Here is a 15,518-nt window from a genome sequence, read left to right as displayed (position 1 = left end):
GCTGGGGTGCGGGCGGGGGCGGTTGCCGGGTCGCACGGGTTTTGCGACGTTCCACGAGTCGTTCAACGCGTGGATCGTCGGAACATGCACACGCAGTCATTGCGTGTGCATGTTGCGACGAACCACCGGTCGAACAACTCGTGGATCGTCGGAACATGCGCACGCACCAGCCACCACACGCGCCCCGGTTGCTCCGTGTGTCGGTTTCCCTGTCGCCCGTCAGAGGTCCGCATTATCGTGTGCGGCATGGCCCCCGTCCTGACCTCGCCGCTCGTGTCGACGCAGTGGCTCGCCGACCACCTCGGTGGTGACGAGCTCGTCGTCCTCGACGCCTCCGTGCACACGGTGGGGACCGGCCTCGAGACGATGTGGCACTCCGCGGTCGACTCCTACGAGCAGCGCGGGCACGTCCCCGGCGCCCGCTTCGCCGACCTCGTCGACGCGTTCTCCACGCCGGGCGCCGAGGTGCCCTTCACCCGCCCGAGTGCCGAGCGGTTCGAGGCAGCTGCTGGCGACCTCGGCGTCACGAACACCTCGACGGTCGTGGTCTACGACGACAGCGTCGGCGAGTGGTCGGCGCGGCTGTGGTGGATCTTCCGGTCGTTCGGCTTCGACTCGGTCGCGGTCCTCGACGGCGGGTTCACGAAGTGGCGCGACGAGGGCCGGCCGGTCCGCGTCGGTGCACTGCGCCAGGCACCATCGCCGGCGAAGGCGCCCGACGACGACAGCGCCTTCCTCGCCGGTGAGGAACGCCCGCTCTGGGCCGACCACGCCCGTGTCCGCCGAGCAGTGACGGGTGAACAGCCCGCGGCACTGGTGTTCGCGGCGCCCGCAGCGGCCCTCGGCGACGACCACCCGCCGATCATCCCGGGGAGCACCCCGATCACCGTGGACACCCTGGTCGACCCGGACACCAACGCGTACCTGCGCGGGCCGAAGCTCGCCGAGGCGTTCGCCGCGGTCGTCGGCGAGGACGAGATCGTGACGTACTGCGGGGTCGGCAGCGCCGCGTGCGTCGATGCCCTGGCGCTGACCGTGCTCGGCCACGACAAGGTCACCGTGTACGACGGCTCGCTGCTGGACTGGTGGCGGCACGAGCCCGAGGCCCTGGCGTCCTGACGACGACGCGCGTCCCGGCTAGCGTTGGCGCATGAGCTCCAGACGCGCGGTCATCCTCGGCGGTACCGGCGGGATCGGTTCGGCCGTCGCGCGTGAACTCCTCGACGCCTCCGGGCGGGGCGGCGACGACTGGCAGGTCGACGTCCTCGCCCGCCGCGGAGGCCCGGCAGCCGATTCCCTCACCGCCCGCGGCGCGACCTTCACCGCGGGTGACCGCCGCGACACGAGCACCCTGCGCGACCTGCTCCGCCCCGGCGCGGACCTGCTCGTCGACACCGTGGGGTTGCCCCGCGACGACGCGACGCAGCTCCTGCCGTTCCTCGATGACGTCGGGTCCACCGTGTTCGTCTCCTCGCGTGCGGTCTACGTCGACGAGCAGGGTCGGCACGCGAACTCGACGGACAAGCCGGTCTTCGGCGCCGCGGTCACCGAGATCCAGCCGACCGTCACCGCGGGCGACGGCGACCCGACCAGCCGTGACGGCTACGGCGTGGCGAAGGTGGCGTCCGAGCAGGTGCTGCTCGACCACGGCGCCCCGGTCACGGTGCTGCGCCCGTCGAAGGTGTACGGCGTCGGCATCGGCCGTCCGCGCGAGTGGTTCGTGGTCCGCCGGGTCCTCGATGGCCGCGAACGCATCCTGCTCGCGGACCTCGGCCGCGGCGTGGACCACACGACGGCGGCGAGCGGCATCGGCTCGCTCGTCCGCCTGGTCGCGGACGCTCCGGACCGGCGCATCCTCAACGTCGCCGACGACTCCGCTCCGACGGCGCTCGAGATCGTGCGGACGATCGCTGGGCACCTCGACCACCGGTTCGACGAGGTCCTGCTCGACGCGGACGCCCCTGCCTTCGTCGGCACGACCCCGTGGTCGTCGCCGTCACCGTTCGTCCTCGACACGACGGCGGCACGGGCGCTCGGGTGGCAGCCGCCGACCTTCGCGGCCGCGGTCCTGCCCGAACTCGACTGGTTGGTGGAGACGGCGCAGTCCACACCGGCTGACGGTGACGTGCCGTGGGCCGACGACCCGTTCTGGGAGCGCATGTTCGACTACGGCCCCGAGGACGCTGCCCTCGCGCTCCTGTCGCTGGGCCTCGGGTGACGGTGCCGAGCACGCCCCGCTCCGAGGTCCTGTTCATCGGCGGGCGGTCCGGTGTCGGCAAGTCCACCGCTGCCGAGGCGCTGCACGACCTGCTCGTCGCCGCGGACGTGCGCCACGCGGTGATCGAGGGCGACCTGCTCGACCTGGCGCACCCGGCACCGCACGTCGAGCACCCCGAAGCGCGGCTCGCGGAGCGGAACCTCGCAGCCCTGTGGACGTCCTACCGCGAGCTCGGCCACCACCGGCTGGTCTACACGAACACCGTTTCCGTGCTCGAACACGGGCGTCTGGCGGCCGCCATGGGCGACGACCCCGTGGTCACGACGGTCCTGCTGCGCGCGGCGGACGGTCCCACCGCCGAGCGGCTGGCCCGACGGTCGGGTGGCGACGTCCCGCAGGCGCAGCTCGCGCACAGCACGCGGACGGCCGGGAGGCTCGACTCGGCTTCCGGGGACACGGTCACCCGGGTGGACACGGACGGTCTCACCCCCACCCAGGTCGCACAGCGTCTCGCCGCGTTGACGGGGTGGCTCCCCCGCTGACCGTCCCGCTGCGGCCTGTGGACTCCGCGATCCGTCCACAGATCGCGCCCGTCGCTGGCCCGCTCAGTCACCACGGGGCACGCTGGAGCCATGAACGACAACCGACTCGGCACCTCGGTCAGCCCGTACCTCCGGCTGCACGCCGACAACCCCGTGGACTGGCGCGAGTGGGGCCCCGAAGCCTTCGCCGAGGCACGTGAGCGCGGCGTCCCGGTCCTGGTGTCGGTCGGCTACGCCACGTGCCACTGGTGCCATGTCATGGCACGAGAGAGCTTCGCGGACCCGGAGATCGGCGCACTCCTCCGTCAGGACTTCGTCGCCGTCAAGGTCGACCGCGAAGAATGTCCCGACGTCGACGCCAGCCTGATGGCCGCGGCGAGCGCGTTCACCCAGCAGCTCGGGTGGCCCCTGACCACGTTCCTGACGCCCGAGGGTCACGTGTTCTTCGCCGGCACCTACTTCCCGCCGACCCCCGTCGGTCAGGTGCCCGCGTTCCGGCAGATCCTGGCGGCGGTGCTCGACGCGTGGACCGAGCGGCGGCACGAAGTCGACGCGAACGCCGCGGCCATCGCGACGGCGATCCGGCAGGGGGCCGCGGCGGACGCGACCGCCCGCGCCGGCGACGGTCCTGGCGGAGCCGACCCGCGCCTCCCGTCCGTCGACAGCATCCGGGCCGTCACCGGTCAGCTGTCACAGGCCGAGGACACCACCTACGGGGGTTTCGGTGGCGCCCCGAAGTTCCCGAGCACGCCGTTGCTGGAGTTCCTCGCCGATGCAGCACGCGACGGCGATGCCGAGGCCGACGGCCTGCTCGACCGGTCGCTCCATGCGATCCGGGCCTCCGAGCTGACCGATGCCGACGGCGGTGTCTTCCGGTACGCCACCAAGCGCGACTGGAGCGTGCCGCACTACGAGCGGATGCTCTACGACAACGCCGGACTCCTCGCGGTCGCCGGTGCCGAACAGGCGCGCGGCATCGCGGACTTCTTGCGCGACACCCTGCGGCAGGACGACGGGGCGTTCGTCGCCGCGCAGGACAGCGAGTCCACGATCGACGGCCAGCGGGTGGAGGGCGAGTGGTACCGACGGCCGCTGTCGGAGCGCGCGCTCCTCGAGCCGCCACCACTCGACGACCAGGTCCTGACCGGCTGGAACGGCCTGGCGATCCGCGGACTCGCGATCGCCGGTGACCGCCACGACGACCCGGAGATGATCGGCATCGCCCGGGATGCGGCCGATGCGCTGCTGCGGTCGCACGTGCGTGACGGGCACGTCGTGGTCCGCTCGAGCACGCCTCGCGGCGCGTCAGCAGCACCGGCGACCATCGAGGACGTCGGGCTGCTGGCCGAGGGTCTGCTCGAGCTCGCCCTGGTGACCGGCGAGGTCACCTACGCCGTGACGGCTCGTGCCCTGGTCGACGACGGCCTGGCGAACCGGTTCGACGTCGACGCCGTGCTCGCCGGAGCGGGCACGGCAACCGGGGAACAGCCGCAGACCGCGATGCGCTCCGGCACGGTGGCGCTGGCCGCAGCGGCAGCCGGCCTCGCGGCGCTGACCGGCGACTCCGCGTACCGGACGGCGGCCGCGCGGTTGGTGGCCGACCGCGCGACGACGGGTACCGAGCGACCGCTCGGGCACGCCGACGCCCTCGGTGTCGCACTCGGCTTGCAACGGCCCTCGCGCGAGGTCGTGGTCGTGACGTCGGACCCGCACGACCCACTCCGCGATGCCGTCCGCGCCGCGCGCCGACTCGGCACGGTCATCGCTCGTGTGACCCCGACGCAGGCTGCGGAGTGGTCAGCTGCGGGGTTCGAACTGTTCGAGGCACGGGACGCACTCGACCCGGCTGCGTACGTCTGCCACGACCGCGTGTGCGCCCTGCCCGCTCGGTCCGCAGGAGACCTGGCCGCCGGACTCGCAGCACCGGCGGCGTGACGGTATCCTGGAATGCTCATGTCTCCCACGCCGCCAGTCATCACGTACCCGCCCGAACTGCCGGTCTCGCAGCGTCGGGACGACATCGCGGCCGCCATCCGTGACAACCAGGTCGTCATCGTGGCGGGGGCCACCGGCTCGGGCAAGACCACCCAGCTGCCGAAGATCTGCCTCGAGCTGGGGCGTGAGCACATCGGGCACACCCAGCCCCGCCGGATCGCCGCTCGCACCATCGCCGAGCGCGTGTCCGAAGAGCTCGGCAGCGACCTCGGCGACCTCGTCGGCTACCAGGTCCGGTTCACCGACAAGGTGTCGTCGAACACCCGCATCAAACTGATGACCGACGGCATCCTGCTGAACGAGATCCACTTCGACCGCGACCTGAAGCGGTACGACACGATCATCATCGACGAGGCGCACGAGCGGTCGCTCACGATCGACTTCCTGCTCGGCTACCTCAAGCGGCTCCTGGTGCGGCGCCCTGACCTCAAGCTCATCATCACGAGCGCGACGATCGACCCCGAGTCCTTCTCGAAGCACTTCGGCGACGCCCCGATCATCGAGGTCTCCGGGCGGACCTACCCCGTCGAGATCCGGTACCGTCCGCTCGTGTCCGAGGACGCCGACGACACCGACGAGGACGACGAGACCGACTCGCGCACGGCCGACCGCGGCGGGGCGAACGGCGCCGACGACCGCGACACCCTGCAGGGGATCACCGACGCACTCGACGAACTCGCGCGCGAAGAACCCGGCGACGTGCTCGTGTTCCTGTCCGGCGAGAACGAGATCCGCGACGCGCAGGACGCAATCGAGGGCAAGCGCTACCAGGGCACCGAGGTCCTGCCCCTGTACGGCCGGCTCTCCGCCGCCGACCAGCACCGCGTCTTCGACCGACGCACCACGCCGGGGATCCGCCGACGCGTGGTGCTCGCCACGAACGTCGCCGAGACCTCGCTGACGGTACCCGGCATCAAGTACGTCATCGACACCGGGACCGCCCGCATCTCGCGGTACTCCCCGCGCGCCAAGGTGCAGCGGCTGCCGATCGAGGCGATCTCGCAGGCCAGCGCCAACCAGCGTTCGGGTCGAGCGGGCCGCACGAGCGCCGGCATCGCGATCCGGCTCTACTCCGAAGACGACTTCGAGCGTCGCGACGAGTTCACCGACCCCGAGATCCTGCGGACGAACCTCGCCGCGGTGATCCTGCAGATGATCTCGCTCGGGTTCGGCGACATCGAGTCGTTCCCGTTCCTGCAGCCACCGGACTCCCGCGGCGTGAAGGACGGCCTGGACCTGCTGCGCGAACTCCGCGCCGTCGACAAGGACGGCCGGATCACCAAGTCCGGACGACAGCTCACCCGGCTGCCGATCGACCCACGGCTCGGCCGGATGGTGCTCGAGGCCGGACGGCAGGGCGTCGGTCGCGAGGTCGTCGCCGTCGTCAGCGCCCTGAGCATCCAGGACCCCCGCGAACGCCCATTCGAGAAGCGCGCCCACGCCGACCAGATGCACGCCCGCTTCGCCGACCCGACGAGCGACTTCCTCACCCTGCTCGCACTGTGGAACTACATCGAGGACAAGCAGGACGAGCTGTCGTCGAGCGCGTTCCGCCGGCTCTGCAAGGCCGAGTTCCTCAACTACCTGCGCATCCGCGAGTGGCAGGACCTGTACCGCCAGCTCTCCCGCGCCGCGAAGCAGGTCGATGTCCGGGTCGGGCAGTCCCGCTCCGACGACGGCGACGCGGTGCACCGGTCCCTGCTCGCCGGTCTGCTCAGCCAGATCGGGCTGCGCGACCGCGAGAAGCGCGACTACCTCGGCTCGCGGAACACCAGGTTCGTGGTGTTCCCGGGCAGTGTGCTCGCGAAGAAGCAGCCCGACGCGGTGATGGCGGCCGAGCTCGTCGAGACCAGTCGACTGTTCGCACGGACCGTCGGCCGGATCGACCCCGCGTGGGTCGAGCCCCTCGCCGGTGACCTGCTGAAGCGCACCTACGGCGAGCCACACTGGGAGAAGAAACAGGGCGCGGTCGTCGCGTACGAGCGCGTGACCCTCTTCGGCGTGCCGATCGTGCAGCGGCGCCGCGTGCAGTACGCCCGGATCGACCCGGAGCACTCGCGCGAGCTCTTCATCCGCCACGCCCTGGTCGAGGGCGAGTGGGAGTCGCAGCAGGCGTTCGACCGTGCCAACCGGAAGCTCCGCAAGGAACTCGAGCAGCTCGAGGAGCGCACGCGCCGGCGCGACATCCTGCTCGACGACGAGAACGTCTACGAGTTCTACGACGCCCGCATCCCCGCCGACATCGCGACGACCCGCGACTTCGAGGGGTGGTGGCGGACGACGCGCCGCGACCAGCCGGACCTGCTCACGATGCGCAGGGCGGACCTCCTGGACGAATCCGCTGCCGAAGCAGCGGAGGACGACGTCGAGTACCCGACCCAATGGCGGAGCGGCGACCAGCGACTCGCGATCCAGTACCGCTTCGAGCCGGGCGCGCAGGACGACGGTGTCAGCGTGCAGGTGCCGCTCGCACTGCTCCCCCGCATGCGCGAAGAGGGCTTCGACTGGCAGGTCCGCGGCCTGCGCAAGGAGCTCGTGACCGCCCTCATCAAGTCGCTGCCGAAGCAGATCCGCAAGAACGTCGTACCCGCCGCCGACTGGGCCGAGAAGATCGTCGCCGAACTGCCGGACGACGCCCCGACCGAGCCGACCGAGTCGTTCCGCGCGACCCTGGCCAAGGCGATCCAGCGCATGACCTACGTCCCGGTGTCGGAGTCCGACTTCGACCTGGCCCGCGTGCCGTCGCACCTGCTGCCGACCTGGGCGGTCGTCGACGAACGTGGTCGGCGGGTCGAGGCCGGCAAGGACCTGTCGGTCCTGCAGACGAAGCTCAAGGACCGCACGCAGCAGAGTGTCGCCTCCGCCACGGTGCGGGCTGCGGGACAGCCAGGAGGCGCGGCTCGCGTCGCCGCCGCCGGTGGCGGAGCCGGGGTGGAACAGTCCGGCCTCACCACGTGGCCGGCCCAGGACCTGCCGCAGACCCTCGACACCAAGCAGGCCGGTGGTGTCATCCGCGCCTACCCGTCCCTGGTGGAGGAGGGCTCCGGCCCGAAGGCGACCGTCGGCGTGCAGTTGCTCGCGACGCCGTCCGACCGGCAGGTGCGCATGCCCGCCGGGGTCCGTCGCCTGGTGATGCTCGCGGTGCCGTCGCCGGTGTCGTACATCCAGTCGCACCTGACCGCGCAGGAGAAGCTCGCACTCGCGTCGAGCCCGTACGCCTCCACGAACGCACTCTTCGACGACGTGCTCGCGGCCGTCGTCGACGCGGTGATCCGTCGCGCTCACCCGGACGGGCTCGTGTTCACGAAGGCCGCGTTCGAAGCGGTTCGTGACTCCGTGTCGGCGACGGTCGTCGACACGATGTTCACGGCGGTGTCCGAGCTCGCTGCCGTGCTCCTCGCCCAACGGTCCGCCGAACGAGCACTCAAGCAGGCGAACTCGATGTCCCTGCTCGGTGCGCTGACGGACATGCGCCAGCAGATGGAGCGTCTCGTCTCCCCGGGGTTCGTCTCCGTCGCCGGGACCGACCGGCTCCGGCGCATCCGGGTCTACCTGCAGGGCATCGAGGCGCGCGTGCAGAAGCTGCTGCAGAACCCCGGGCGCGATGCCACGTGGATGCGCGAGGTCACCGTCGCGACCGACCGCTACGTCGACGCCGGCGGGGCCTTCCCTCCGGCAGTCGGTTCGCACCCCGAGCTCGTGCACGCGCGGTGGATGCTCGAGGAGTTCCGCCTCAGCCTGTTCGCGCAGGAACTCGGCACCGCCGAGACGGTGTCGTTGCAGCGGATCACGAAGGCCCTGACCGCAGCGCGCTGATCGGTCTACCGTGACGGCCATGATCGGCACACTCGACATGGTGGTCCTGGACTGCGCAGACCCTCGCGGCCTGGCGCGCTTCTACGCGGAGCTGCTCGGCGGCGAGATCGTCGGCTTCGACGAGGACTGGGCCGAGGTCGCGCTCCCCTTCACCGACCAGCGGCCGCTCCTGGCGTTCCAGCAGGTCGAGGACTACCGCGCACCGGAGTGGCCCGGCCAGCTCGTCCCGCAGCAGAGCCACCTCGACGTGAAGGTCGAGGACCTCGACGACGGCGAGGCAGCGGTCCTGGCGATCGGTGCGACCGCGACGGGCTCGGCGACCCCGACGTTCCGCGTGTACCTCGACCCGGCGGGCCACCCGTTCTGCCTCATCCGCCCGAACGACTGATCAGGCTTCGGTCGCGAGCCCCTCGGTCGCCAGGCCCTCGACGACCTGCACACCCGGCAGCGCTCCGAGGACGGAGCCGGGCAGGAACACCTTCGCGCCGCGGCGGCCTGCCCCGATCACCGCGTCCGGTGCATCGAGCACGCGGGAATCGACGTACACCGGCCAGTCGGAGGGGAGCCCGATCGGGGTGATCCCGCCGTACTCCATGCCCGTCAGCTCCACGGCCTGGTCCATCGGCGCGAAGCTCGCCTTCCGCACGTCGAGCAGCTTCCGGACGACACGGTTCACGTCGAGGCGGGTGTGGGCGAGCACGACGCACGCGGCGAACCGGACGTCCTCGCCGCGCTTGCCCGCGACGACGATGCAGTTCGCCCCGCCGTCGAGCGGGAAGCCGTACGCATCCGAGAACGCGGCGGTGTCGGCCAGGTCAGGGTCGATCGAAGCTGCCTCGATCCGTGCTGCGACATCGGCGGGCAACGTGGCGAGCGCTGCGGCGACCGGTGCGGCCAGCAGTCCCGGGGCGGTCAGGGCAGGAACCCGTTCGAGCGTCGGCATGGCTCCACCCTAGGGAGCACCTCGTGACCATGCTGGCTCCATGTCGACGTACGACACCCACCTCACCGCCCTCGCCGGAGCAGCGCAACGGTTCGACGACGTCCTGCGGTCCGGCGACCGCGCGGCACCGGTGCCGTCGTGCCCTGGTTGGTCCGTCGAGGACCTCGGTGTCCATCTGACCGACGTGCACCGGTGGGCGCTCGGGCAACTGACCGGTTCGGAGCCCGCACCGCTCGCGCACGACGACCTCGCGGACCGCTTCCGCACGGGAGCCGACGAACTCGTCGCGGCGCTCCGGGCACGCTCCTCGGACACCCCGTGCTCGGCGATCTACCCGCCGGACACGGCCGCGACCTGGGCACGTCGCCAGGCGCACGAGACCGCGATCCACCTGTGGGACGCGCAGCGGGCGCTGGGAGTCGAGCCGGGCCTCCCGGTCGAGCTGGCGACCGACGGCGTTCGTGAGGTCGTCGGTGACCTGTACCCGCGTCAGGTGCGGCTCGGCCGCATCGCGGCGCTGGCGCGGACCGTCGCGTTCGCGTTCTCCGACGCACCCGGCGAGGCCTCGCTCGACGGCACGGACGGTGGCGACGCCGCCGTCATCGTCACTGGTCGGGCGGAGGACGTGCTGCTCCTCCTGTGGAAGCGACGGGCGCTTGTCGAGGTCGCGTTGACGATCGACGGTGAGCGGGCAGCACTCGACGCCGCACTCGCGACCAGACTGGTGCCATGACGGAGCTCCGACCGATCGACCTGGCCACCTGGCCCCGCCGCGAGCACTTCGAGCACTACCGCCAGCGTGTGCAGTGCTCCTACGAGGTGACCGTCGACGTCGACGTGACGGCCTTCGTCGCGGCGGTCCGCACGAGCGCGGCGAAGACCTACGCGTCCCAGATCTGGGCGATCGCGACCGTGGTCAACCGTCATCCCGAGTTCCGGATGCAGCTGCTCGACGACGGCTCCCCCGGCGTCTGGGACGCCGTGCACCCGATGTTCACGGTGTTCCACCCGGACACGGAGACCTTCTCGGCGTTGGTCGTGCCCTACGACGAGGACCCCGGCCGGTTCCACGCCGTCGCGGTCGACACGATGGATCGGTACCGGGACGACGTCCGGATGTTCCCGCAGGAGGACAGGCCCCGGAACGTGTTCGACGTCTCCACCTTCCCCCGCACGTCGTTCACGGGGTTCGCGCTGCACGTCCGCGACGGGTACGACCACCTGTTGCCGATCATCACGCTCGGCAGGTACCGGACGGAGGGTGACCGCACGGTGATGCCGCTGGCGCTGCAGATCAACCACGCGGCGGCCGACGGTTTCCACACCTCGCGGTTGGTCCAGGAGCTCGAGGACCTGTTCGCGGACCCGTCGTGGCTGGCGTGACGGTCCGACCTGCGCTGCCGACCGATGCGGCCGCGATGGCCCGCGTCCACGTCGCATCGTGGCGGACGACGTACCGCGGCCTGATGCGGGACGAGGTCCTCGACGACCCGTCCTTCGTCGTCCGTCGCGAAGCGTTCTGGACGGCGGCACTCACCGACGCCCGGTTCGCAGCGAACCGGGTCGCCGTGGCCGAACACGAGGGAACGGTCGTCGGCATCGCCATGGCGGGTCCGGCGACCGGCGGGGCGGGTGCCGCAGACGTGCACCTCTTCGTCCTCTACCTGCTCGACGGTCACCACGGATCCGGCGCCGGCAGCGGGCTCCTCGACGCGGTGGTCGGCCCGGACGAGCGGGTCACGCTGTGGGTTGCCGACCCGAATCCGCGTGCGCAGGCGTTCTACCGCAAGCACGGCTTCGCGCCGGACGGCAGCGCGCAGGTCGACGACGGCGTCCGCGAGGTCCACATGGTCCGCGCCGGGAGTACAACGGCCCCATGACGAACGCCGTGGTGCACGTCGAACTCATCGGCCCCGACCCGGATCGGTTGCGCGCCTTCTACGCCGCACTGTTCGGTTGGGATGCGCCACCCGGAGCGCCGGTCGCTGCGGCCGTCTCCGATCAGACGTCGTACTCGTTCCTCGAACCCGTCGACGGCGCGGGTCCGGTCGCGGGCGGCATCGGCGGCGGTCCGGGCTTCGCCACCCACGCGGTCTTCTACGTCGGCGTCGACGACGTCGCCGCCGCGCTGCAGGACGCGGAGCGCCTGGGCGGGTCGGCGGCACTGCCACCGACCCGGAACGAGGGCGGCGGGGTCACCGTCGCGCACTTCCGCGATCCTGCGGGCAACCTGGTCGGGGTGGCCGGGCCACGCTGACGGACGGGAGGCCCGTGGCGGACCCCGCCACGGGCCTCCCGTCCGCTCGCCCTGAGTCCAGGGCCGCGCAGGACGCCGTCGTGTGCGCGAGACGCCGAGAAACGGCGCGGCGTCTGGGCGCCACACCACGCGACGACGAGCGCGTCAGGACGACCGCGCTGCCAACGCCTGCTGGTTCTCGCGGCGGATCGCGTCGCCGCCCCGGCGACGCCACTCCCGCACGGTCCCCTTCCACGACGACACCTTCGCCCGCCCGAGCAGCACGTCGTTGATCGCGTTCGTCGCGAAGGTGCCGAGGGCCGGCCCGGTCGTCGAGTTCGTCGGCGAGTACAGGCCGTAGGCGGGGTTCGGCAGCCCGCGGTCGACCCACGACGACAGCGACTCGTAGACGGTGTCCGTCATCGTCGGGTTGCCCGAGTAGTACAGCGGCAGCGGGCACTCGGTGAAGTACTGCAACGGGAACTCGCCGAGCGCGGTCTCGCTGTTGCCCGTCTTCGTGAGGACCGGGGATCCGTCGCGGTACTCGAAGTCGCGGCCCTCGATGCCGAACTTGCGGTACATCCAGGCCTCGGTGCCGAAGGGCGACGCGCACCAGTTCAGGACCTCGAGGAGCATCTTCACGCGCTCCTCACCGCCGGCGGCGACGGCCGCGATCGCGTTGTTCGGGTCGCCGAGCCACGGCTTCGACTCCGCTCCGGACGGTCCGACGAAGGGGGCGATGGTCAGCTCGAACCCGCTGCCCGGGGTGGCCTGCTGCAGCAGTCCGGGGATGGCGCTGTACGTGTCGGAGAGCATGAGAGCGGAGCCCTGCACGAACCAGACCTTGCCGTTGTAGGCGGTGATGCTGTCCGGGTGGACGAGGTCCTCGGCGATGAGCTTCCGCGACACCTCGAGCAGGTCCTGGTACTCGTCCAGCTCGTACATGTGGGTGAACCGGCCACCCTCGACCTGCCACTGGTTCGGCAGCCCGAGCATCGGACCGAGGATGTTCGTCGGCACCGAGGCCAGGGCCCACCGGTTGCTGTGCGGGTCCGAGACGTCGCGGCAGACCTGCACGAACTCGTCGACGCTCGAGAACGCGGGGTCGACGCCGAGGGCTTCGAACCGGTCCTGCCGGCGGTACAGGGCCTGCGACGTCAACGGTCCGCGCGGGACGGGGACGCCGTAGATGCCGCCGGAGAAGACGGTGCCGCGCCACGACGCGGTCGGCAGGTTGGCGAGGTAGGGGTAGTCGCGGACGCCACTGCCGGACAGGTGCGGACTGAGGTCGGCGGCCTTGGCCTCGAGGAACTGCGGCAGGTACGGGAACGACCCGAACACCGTGAACACGTCGCCGAGGGTGTCGCCCGCGACCTGCGTGGCGAACTTGTTGCCGAAGTCGGCGTTCGGCGTGATGGTGAGGTCGAGGTCGATCCCCATCCGCTGGTCGAGCCCCTGCCAGTACGGGTTGCTGCCCTTCGAGGGCGGCACGGGCGAGTTCGTCGGCACGCTGCCGTGCACGGTCGAGCCGTCGCCGGGCTTGCCGTCGGTGGGCACGAGCGACGCCGGGATCTTCCGGAAGGCGCTCGGCATGAGGGCGCTCGTCTTCGGGAACGCCGGCTCCGGCCCGCCGGCCCACGGCACGTAGTCCGGCAGCGTGACCGCCTGGTTGATCGCCTTGACGTCGGTCGAGCGGGTCACGGTGGAGCAGCTGGCCAGGAGGCCCGTGGCTGCGACCCCGAGACCGCCCGCGATGAGCGCGCGGCGGGTGATTCCGTTGTTCGTCACGCTGGTCAGCCCTTCACCGCACCGGTCAGGACACCCTTGGCGAAGTGCCGCTGCAGGAACGGGTAGACGATGAGGATCGGCACGATCGAGACGACGAGGATCGCCATCTGGATCGAGGCCTGGGGTGGGAGGGCATCGGCGGACGCCCCGAGGTCGGCGCCGCCGAGCTGCGCGTTGTTGATCACGTAGGTGCGGAGCACCAGCTGCAGGGGCCACTTCGCGGTGTCGTTGATGTAGAGCAGCGCGTTGAAGAACGCGTTCCAGTAGCCGACGGCGTAGAACAGGCCGATGACGGCGAGGACGGCCTTCGACAGCGGCAGCACGATCCGCCAGAACACCGCGAAGTCACCGGCGCCGTCGATGCGTGCCGACTCGAGGAGCTCCTGCGGGATCGCCATGAAGAACGACCGCATCACGATGACGTTGAAGGCGCTCAGGGCGGTGGGCAGGATGAGCGCCCAGTACGAGTCGAGCAGCCCGAACTGCTTGACGACGAGGTAGTTCGGGATGAGGCCGGGCGCGAACAGCAGGCTGACGAGCACGAGGCCGAGCACGGCGCCCGACCCGTAGGAGCCCGGACGGCTGAGGGCGTAGGCGAGCATCGCGCTCACGAACAGGCTGATGAGCGTGCCGACGGTGGTGATGCCGATGCTCACGACCAGGGCCCGGGTGACGACACCGCCGGCGAAGATGCTCTCGTAGGCGCTGAGGTCGAAGCCCTTCGGCCACATCACGAACCCGCCGGCGTCGTTCACCTGGCTGGTGGGTGCGAGGCTCGTCGACACGATGCCGACGAACGGCAGGATCACCACGAGGCAGATCACGAGCAGGACCGCTCCGGTGAGCAGCCGTCCGGGCAGCGGAGCCGCGTCCGGGCCACCGCGCTTGCGCTTCTTCGCCCGTGGGACGGTCACGGTGTGCGTGGCGGTCATCGCGACTCCTTCTGGTAGACGCCCGCTTCACCGAAGACGTGCGCGAGCTTGTTGGCGCCGAGCACGAGCAGCACGCCCACGACGCCCTTGACGAGTCCGACGGCCGCGGCGACACCCCACTGCCCACCGAGCACGCCGTTGTTGTAGACGTAGGTGTCGAGGACCTCGCTGGCGGCACGACCGACGGCCTGCTGCTGCAGGATGATCTGCTCGAAGCCGACGGTGAGCGAGTCGCCGAGCCGCAGGATGAGCAGCAGGATGATGATGCCGCGCATGCCGGGCAGGGTGACGTGCCACAGCTGGCGCCAGCGCGAGGCGCCGTCCATCTTCGCCGCCTCGTACAGGCTGGCGTCGATCGAGCTGAGGACGGCGAGGAACAGGATCGTCGCCCAGCCGGTGTCCTTCCAGATCACCTGGCTGGTGAGCAGGGCGATGAACCCGTCGGGGTTGCCGAGGAAGTCGATCGCGTCACCGCCGGCGGCACGGATCGCGTTGTTCACGAGCCCGGAGCCGCCGAGGATCTGCTGGAACACCGCGACGACGATCACCCACGACAGGAAGTGCGGCAGGTACAGGATCGACTGCACGACGCCCTTGATCCGCTCGGACAGCAGCGAGTTGAGCATGAGCGCCAGGATGATCGGTGCGGGGAACACGAACACGACCTGCACGAGGGTGATCACGAGGGTGTTCCGGAGCGCGCCGAGGAACTCGCCGTTGCCGTCGAACACCACCGAGAAGTTCTCGAACCCGACCCAGGGGCTGCGGCCGAGCGGCACGAACGGCAGGTACTCCTGGAATGCGATGAGGTTTCCGAGCAGCGGCAGGTAGTGGAACCCGAGCAGCAGGGCGACTCCCGGCAGGCCCATCAGCAGCAGCACCCGGTCGCGGCGGATCCGCTGCCACGTGCTCCGTCGGCGGAGCCCGGGGTCGGGTGGTGGTGCGGTGTGCGCGGTGGTCGTCGCGCGGACGTCGAGCTTCGTCACTCGGTGGCCTCCTCCGTTGGATTCCTGCAGCGACCCTGGCGTGCGGAGTTACAACGTGGCAA

Annotated in this window: 14 protein-coding genes; 10 read left to right on the top strand and 4 right to left on the bottom strand. The window is 70.9% G+C overall.

Features of this window, described 5'->3' with window-relative positions; genetic code table 11:
- The first annotated feature begins 246 nt into the window (after positions 1–246).
- From GVL05_RS15980 to GVL05_RS15955, 6 genes are all read left to right on the top strand, one after another.
- On the top strand, positions 247–1,119 hold the full coding sequence (locus tag GVL05_RS15980) for a sulfurtransferase (protein WP_159573772.1): 873 nt from the start codon (positions 247–249) through the stop codon (positions 1,117–1,119).
- A 31-nt stretch (positions 1,120–1,150) separates the two neighbouring features.
- The gene (locus GVL05_RS15975; RefSeq protein ID WP_159573771.1) at positions 1,151–2,218 is read left to right on the top strand and encodes an NAD(P)-dependent oxidoreductase; all 1,068 of its coding nucleotides are present in this window, start codon (positions 1,151–1,153) and stop codon (positions 2,216–2,218) included.
- Between the two features lie 2 nt (positions 2,219–2,220).
- Positions 2,221–2,760 (top strand): ATPase, encoded by a 540-nt coding sequence (locus GVL05_RS15970; RefSeq protein ID WP_159573770.1) that lies wholly within the window; start codon positions 2,221–2,223, stop codon positions 2,758–2,760.
- A gap of 90 nt (positions 2,761–2,850) precedes the next feature.
- Complete coding sequence (locus tag GVL05_RS15965) at positions 2,851–4,695, top strand: thioredoxin domain-containing protein (RefSeq protein ID WP_159573769.1); 1,845 nt, start codon at positions 2,851–2,853, stop codon at positions 4,693–4,695.
- 18 nt (positions 4,696–4,713) lie between these two features.
- Positions 4,714–8,571 (top strand): ATP-dependent RNA helicase HrpA, encoded by a 3,858-nt coding sequence (hrpA, locus tag GVL05_RS15960; RefSeq protein WP_159573768.1) that lies wholly within the window; start codon positions 4,714–4,716, stop codon positions 8,569–8,571.
- Between the two features lie 19 nt (positions 8,572–8,590).
- The gene (locus GVL05_RS15955; protein WP_123292292.1) at positions 8,591–8,959 is read left to right on the top strand and encodes a VOC family protein; all 369 of its coding nucleotides are present in this window, start codon (positions 8,591–8,593) and stop codon (positions 8,957–8,959) included.
- Here the strand turns inward: GVL05_RS15955 and GVL05_RS15950 are convergent, their stop codons facing one another.
- Positions 8,960–9,514, bottom strand: a complete 555-nt coding sequence (locus tag GVL05_RS15950) for a YbaK/EbsC family protein (RefSeq protein WP_159573767.1) — start codon at positions 9,512–9,514, stop codon at positions 8,960–8,962.
- Between the two features lie 40 nt (positions 9,515–9,554).
- On the opposite strand from GVL05_RS15950, the gene GVL05_RS15945 reads away from it, so the two are divergent.
- The 4 genes from GVL05_RS15945 to GVL05_RS15930 are packed head-to-tail and all read left to right on the top strand — an operon-like array spanning position 9,555 to position 11,771.
- On the top strand, positions 9,555–10,247 hold the full coding sequence (locus GVL05_RS15945) for a maleylpyruvate isomerase family mycothiol-dependent enzyme (RefSeq protein ID WP_132099849.1): 693 nt from the start codon (positions 9,555–9,557) through the stop codon (positions 10,245–10,247).
- A complete protein-coding gene (locus GVL05_RS15940; RefSeq protein ID WP_159573766.1) occupies positions 10,244–10,897 on the top strand; it encodes a CatA-like O-acetyltransferase in 654 nt (217 codons plus the stop codon). The genes GVL05_RS15945 and GVL05_RS15940 overlap by 4 nt, the downstream gene beginning before the upstream one ends.
- On the top strand, positions 10,894–11,394 hold the full coding sequence (locus GVL05_RS15935) for a GNAT family N-acetyltransferase (protein ID WP_235036019.1): 501 nt from the start codon (positions 10,894–10,896) through the stop codon (positions 11,392–11,394). Before GVL05_RS15940 ends, GVL05_RS15935 begins: the two co-directional genes overlap by 4 nt.
- Entirely contained in the window at positions 11,391–11,771 is a 381-nt protein-coding gene (locus GVL05_RS15930; protein WP_159573765.1) for a VOC family protein, read from the top strand. The genes GVL05_RS15935 and GVL05_RS15930 overlap by 4 nt, the downstream gene beginning before the upstream one ends.
- 144 nt (positions 11,772–11,915) lie before the next feature.
- Here GVL05_RS15930 and GVL05_RS15925 read toward each other — a convergent pair whose 3' ends face one another.
- Genes GVL05_RS15925 through GVL05_RS15915 form a run of 3 tightly spaced genes read right to left on the bottom strand, consistent with a single transcriptional unit; the run spans position 11,916 to position 15,456 of the window.
- Positions 11,916–13,538, bottom strand: a complete 1,623-nt coding sequence (locus GVL05_RS15925) for a hypothetical protein (RefSeq protein WP_159573764.1) — start codon at positions 13,536–13,538, stop codon at positions 11,916–11,918.
- Positions 13,539–13,543: 5 nt separating this feature from the next.
- Positions 13,544–14,470 (bottom strand): carbohydrate ABC transporter permease, encoded by a 927-nt coding sequence (locus GVL05_RS15920; protein ID WP_123291805.1) that lies wholly within the window; start codon positions 14,468–14,470, stop codon positions 13,544–13,546.
- Positions 14,467–15,456, bottom strand: coding sequence for a sugar ABC transporter permease (locus tag GVL05_RS15915; RefSeq protein WP_235036018.1), 990 nt, complete (start codon positions 15,454–15,456; stop codon positions 14,467–14,469). The genes GVL05_RS15920 and GVL05_RS15915 overlap by 4 nt, the downstream gene beginning before the upstream one ends.
- Positions 15,457–15,518: the final 62 nt, after the last annotated feature.

The sequence above is a fragment of the Curtobacterium sp. 18060 genome, from assembly GCF_902706105.1.
GTDB lineage: Bacteria > Actinomycetota > Actinomycetes > Actinomycetales > Microbacteriaceae > Curtobacterium.
Note: the sequence above shows the minus strand (reverse complement) of the source record. Positions and strands in the feature narration are given on the sequence as shown.

What these genes read in the sequence shown, in the direction of transcription:
- GVL05_RS15950 (WP_159573767.1), bottom strand. Translation starts at nt 9,514, where the DNA reads ATGCCGACGCTCGAACGGGTTCCTGCCCTGACCGCCCCGGGACTGCTG.
- GVL05_RS15940 (WP_159573766.1), top strand. Translation starts at nt 10,244, where the DNA reads ATGACGGAGCTCCGACCGATCGACCTGGCCACCTGGCCCCGCCGCGAG.
- hrpA (WP_159573768.1), top strand. Translation starts at nt 4,714, where the DNA reads ATGTCTCCCACGCCGCCAGTCATCACGTACCCGCCCGAACTGCCGGTC.
- GVL05_RS15965 (WP_159573769.1), top strand. Translation starts at nt 2,851, where the DNA reads ATGAACGACAACCGACTCGGCACCTCGGTCAGCCCGTACCTCCGGCTG.
- GVL05_RS15930 (WP_159573765.1), top strand. Translation starts at nt 11,391, where the DNA reads ATGACGAACGCCGTGGTGCACGTCGAACTCATCGGCCCCGACCCGGAT.
- GVL05_RS15975 (WP_159573771.1), top strand. Translation starts at nt 1,151, where the DNA reads ATGAGCTCCAGACGCGCGGTCATCCTCGGCGGTACCGGCGGGATCGGT.
- GVL05_RS15955 (WP_123292292.1), top strand. Translation starts at nt 8,591, where the DNA reads ATGATCGGCACACTCGACATGGTGGTCCTGGACTGCGCAGACCCTCGC.
- GVL05_RS15945 (WP_132099849.1), top strand. Translation starts at nt 9,555, where the DNA reads ATGTCGACGTACGACACCCACCTCACCGCCCTCGCCGGAGCAGCGCAA.
- GVL05_RS15980 (WP_159573772.1), top strand. Translation starts at nt 247, where the DNA reads ATGGCCCCCGTCCTGACCTCGCCGCTCGTGTCGACGCAGTGGCTCGCC.
- GVL05_RS15920 (WP_123291805.1), bottom strand. Translation starts at nt 14,470, where the DNA reads ATGACCGCCACGCACACCGTGACCGTCCCACGGGCGAAGAAGCGCAAG.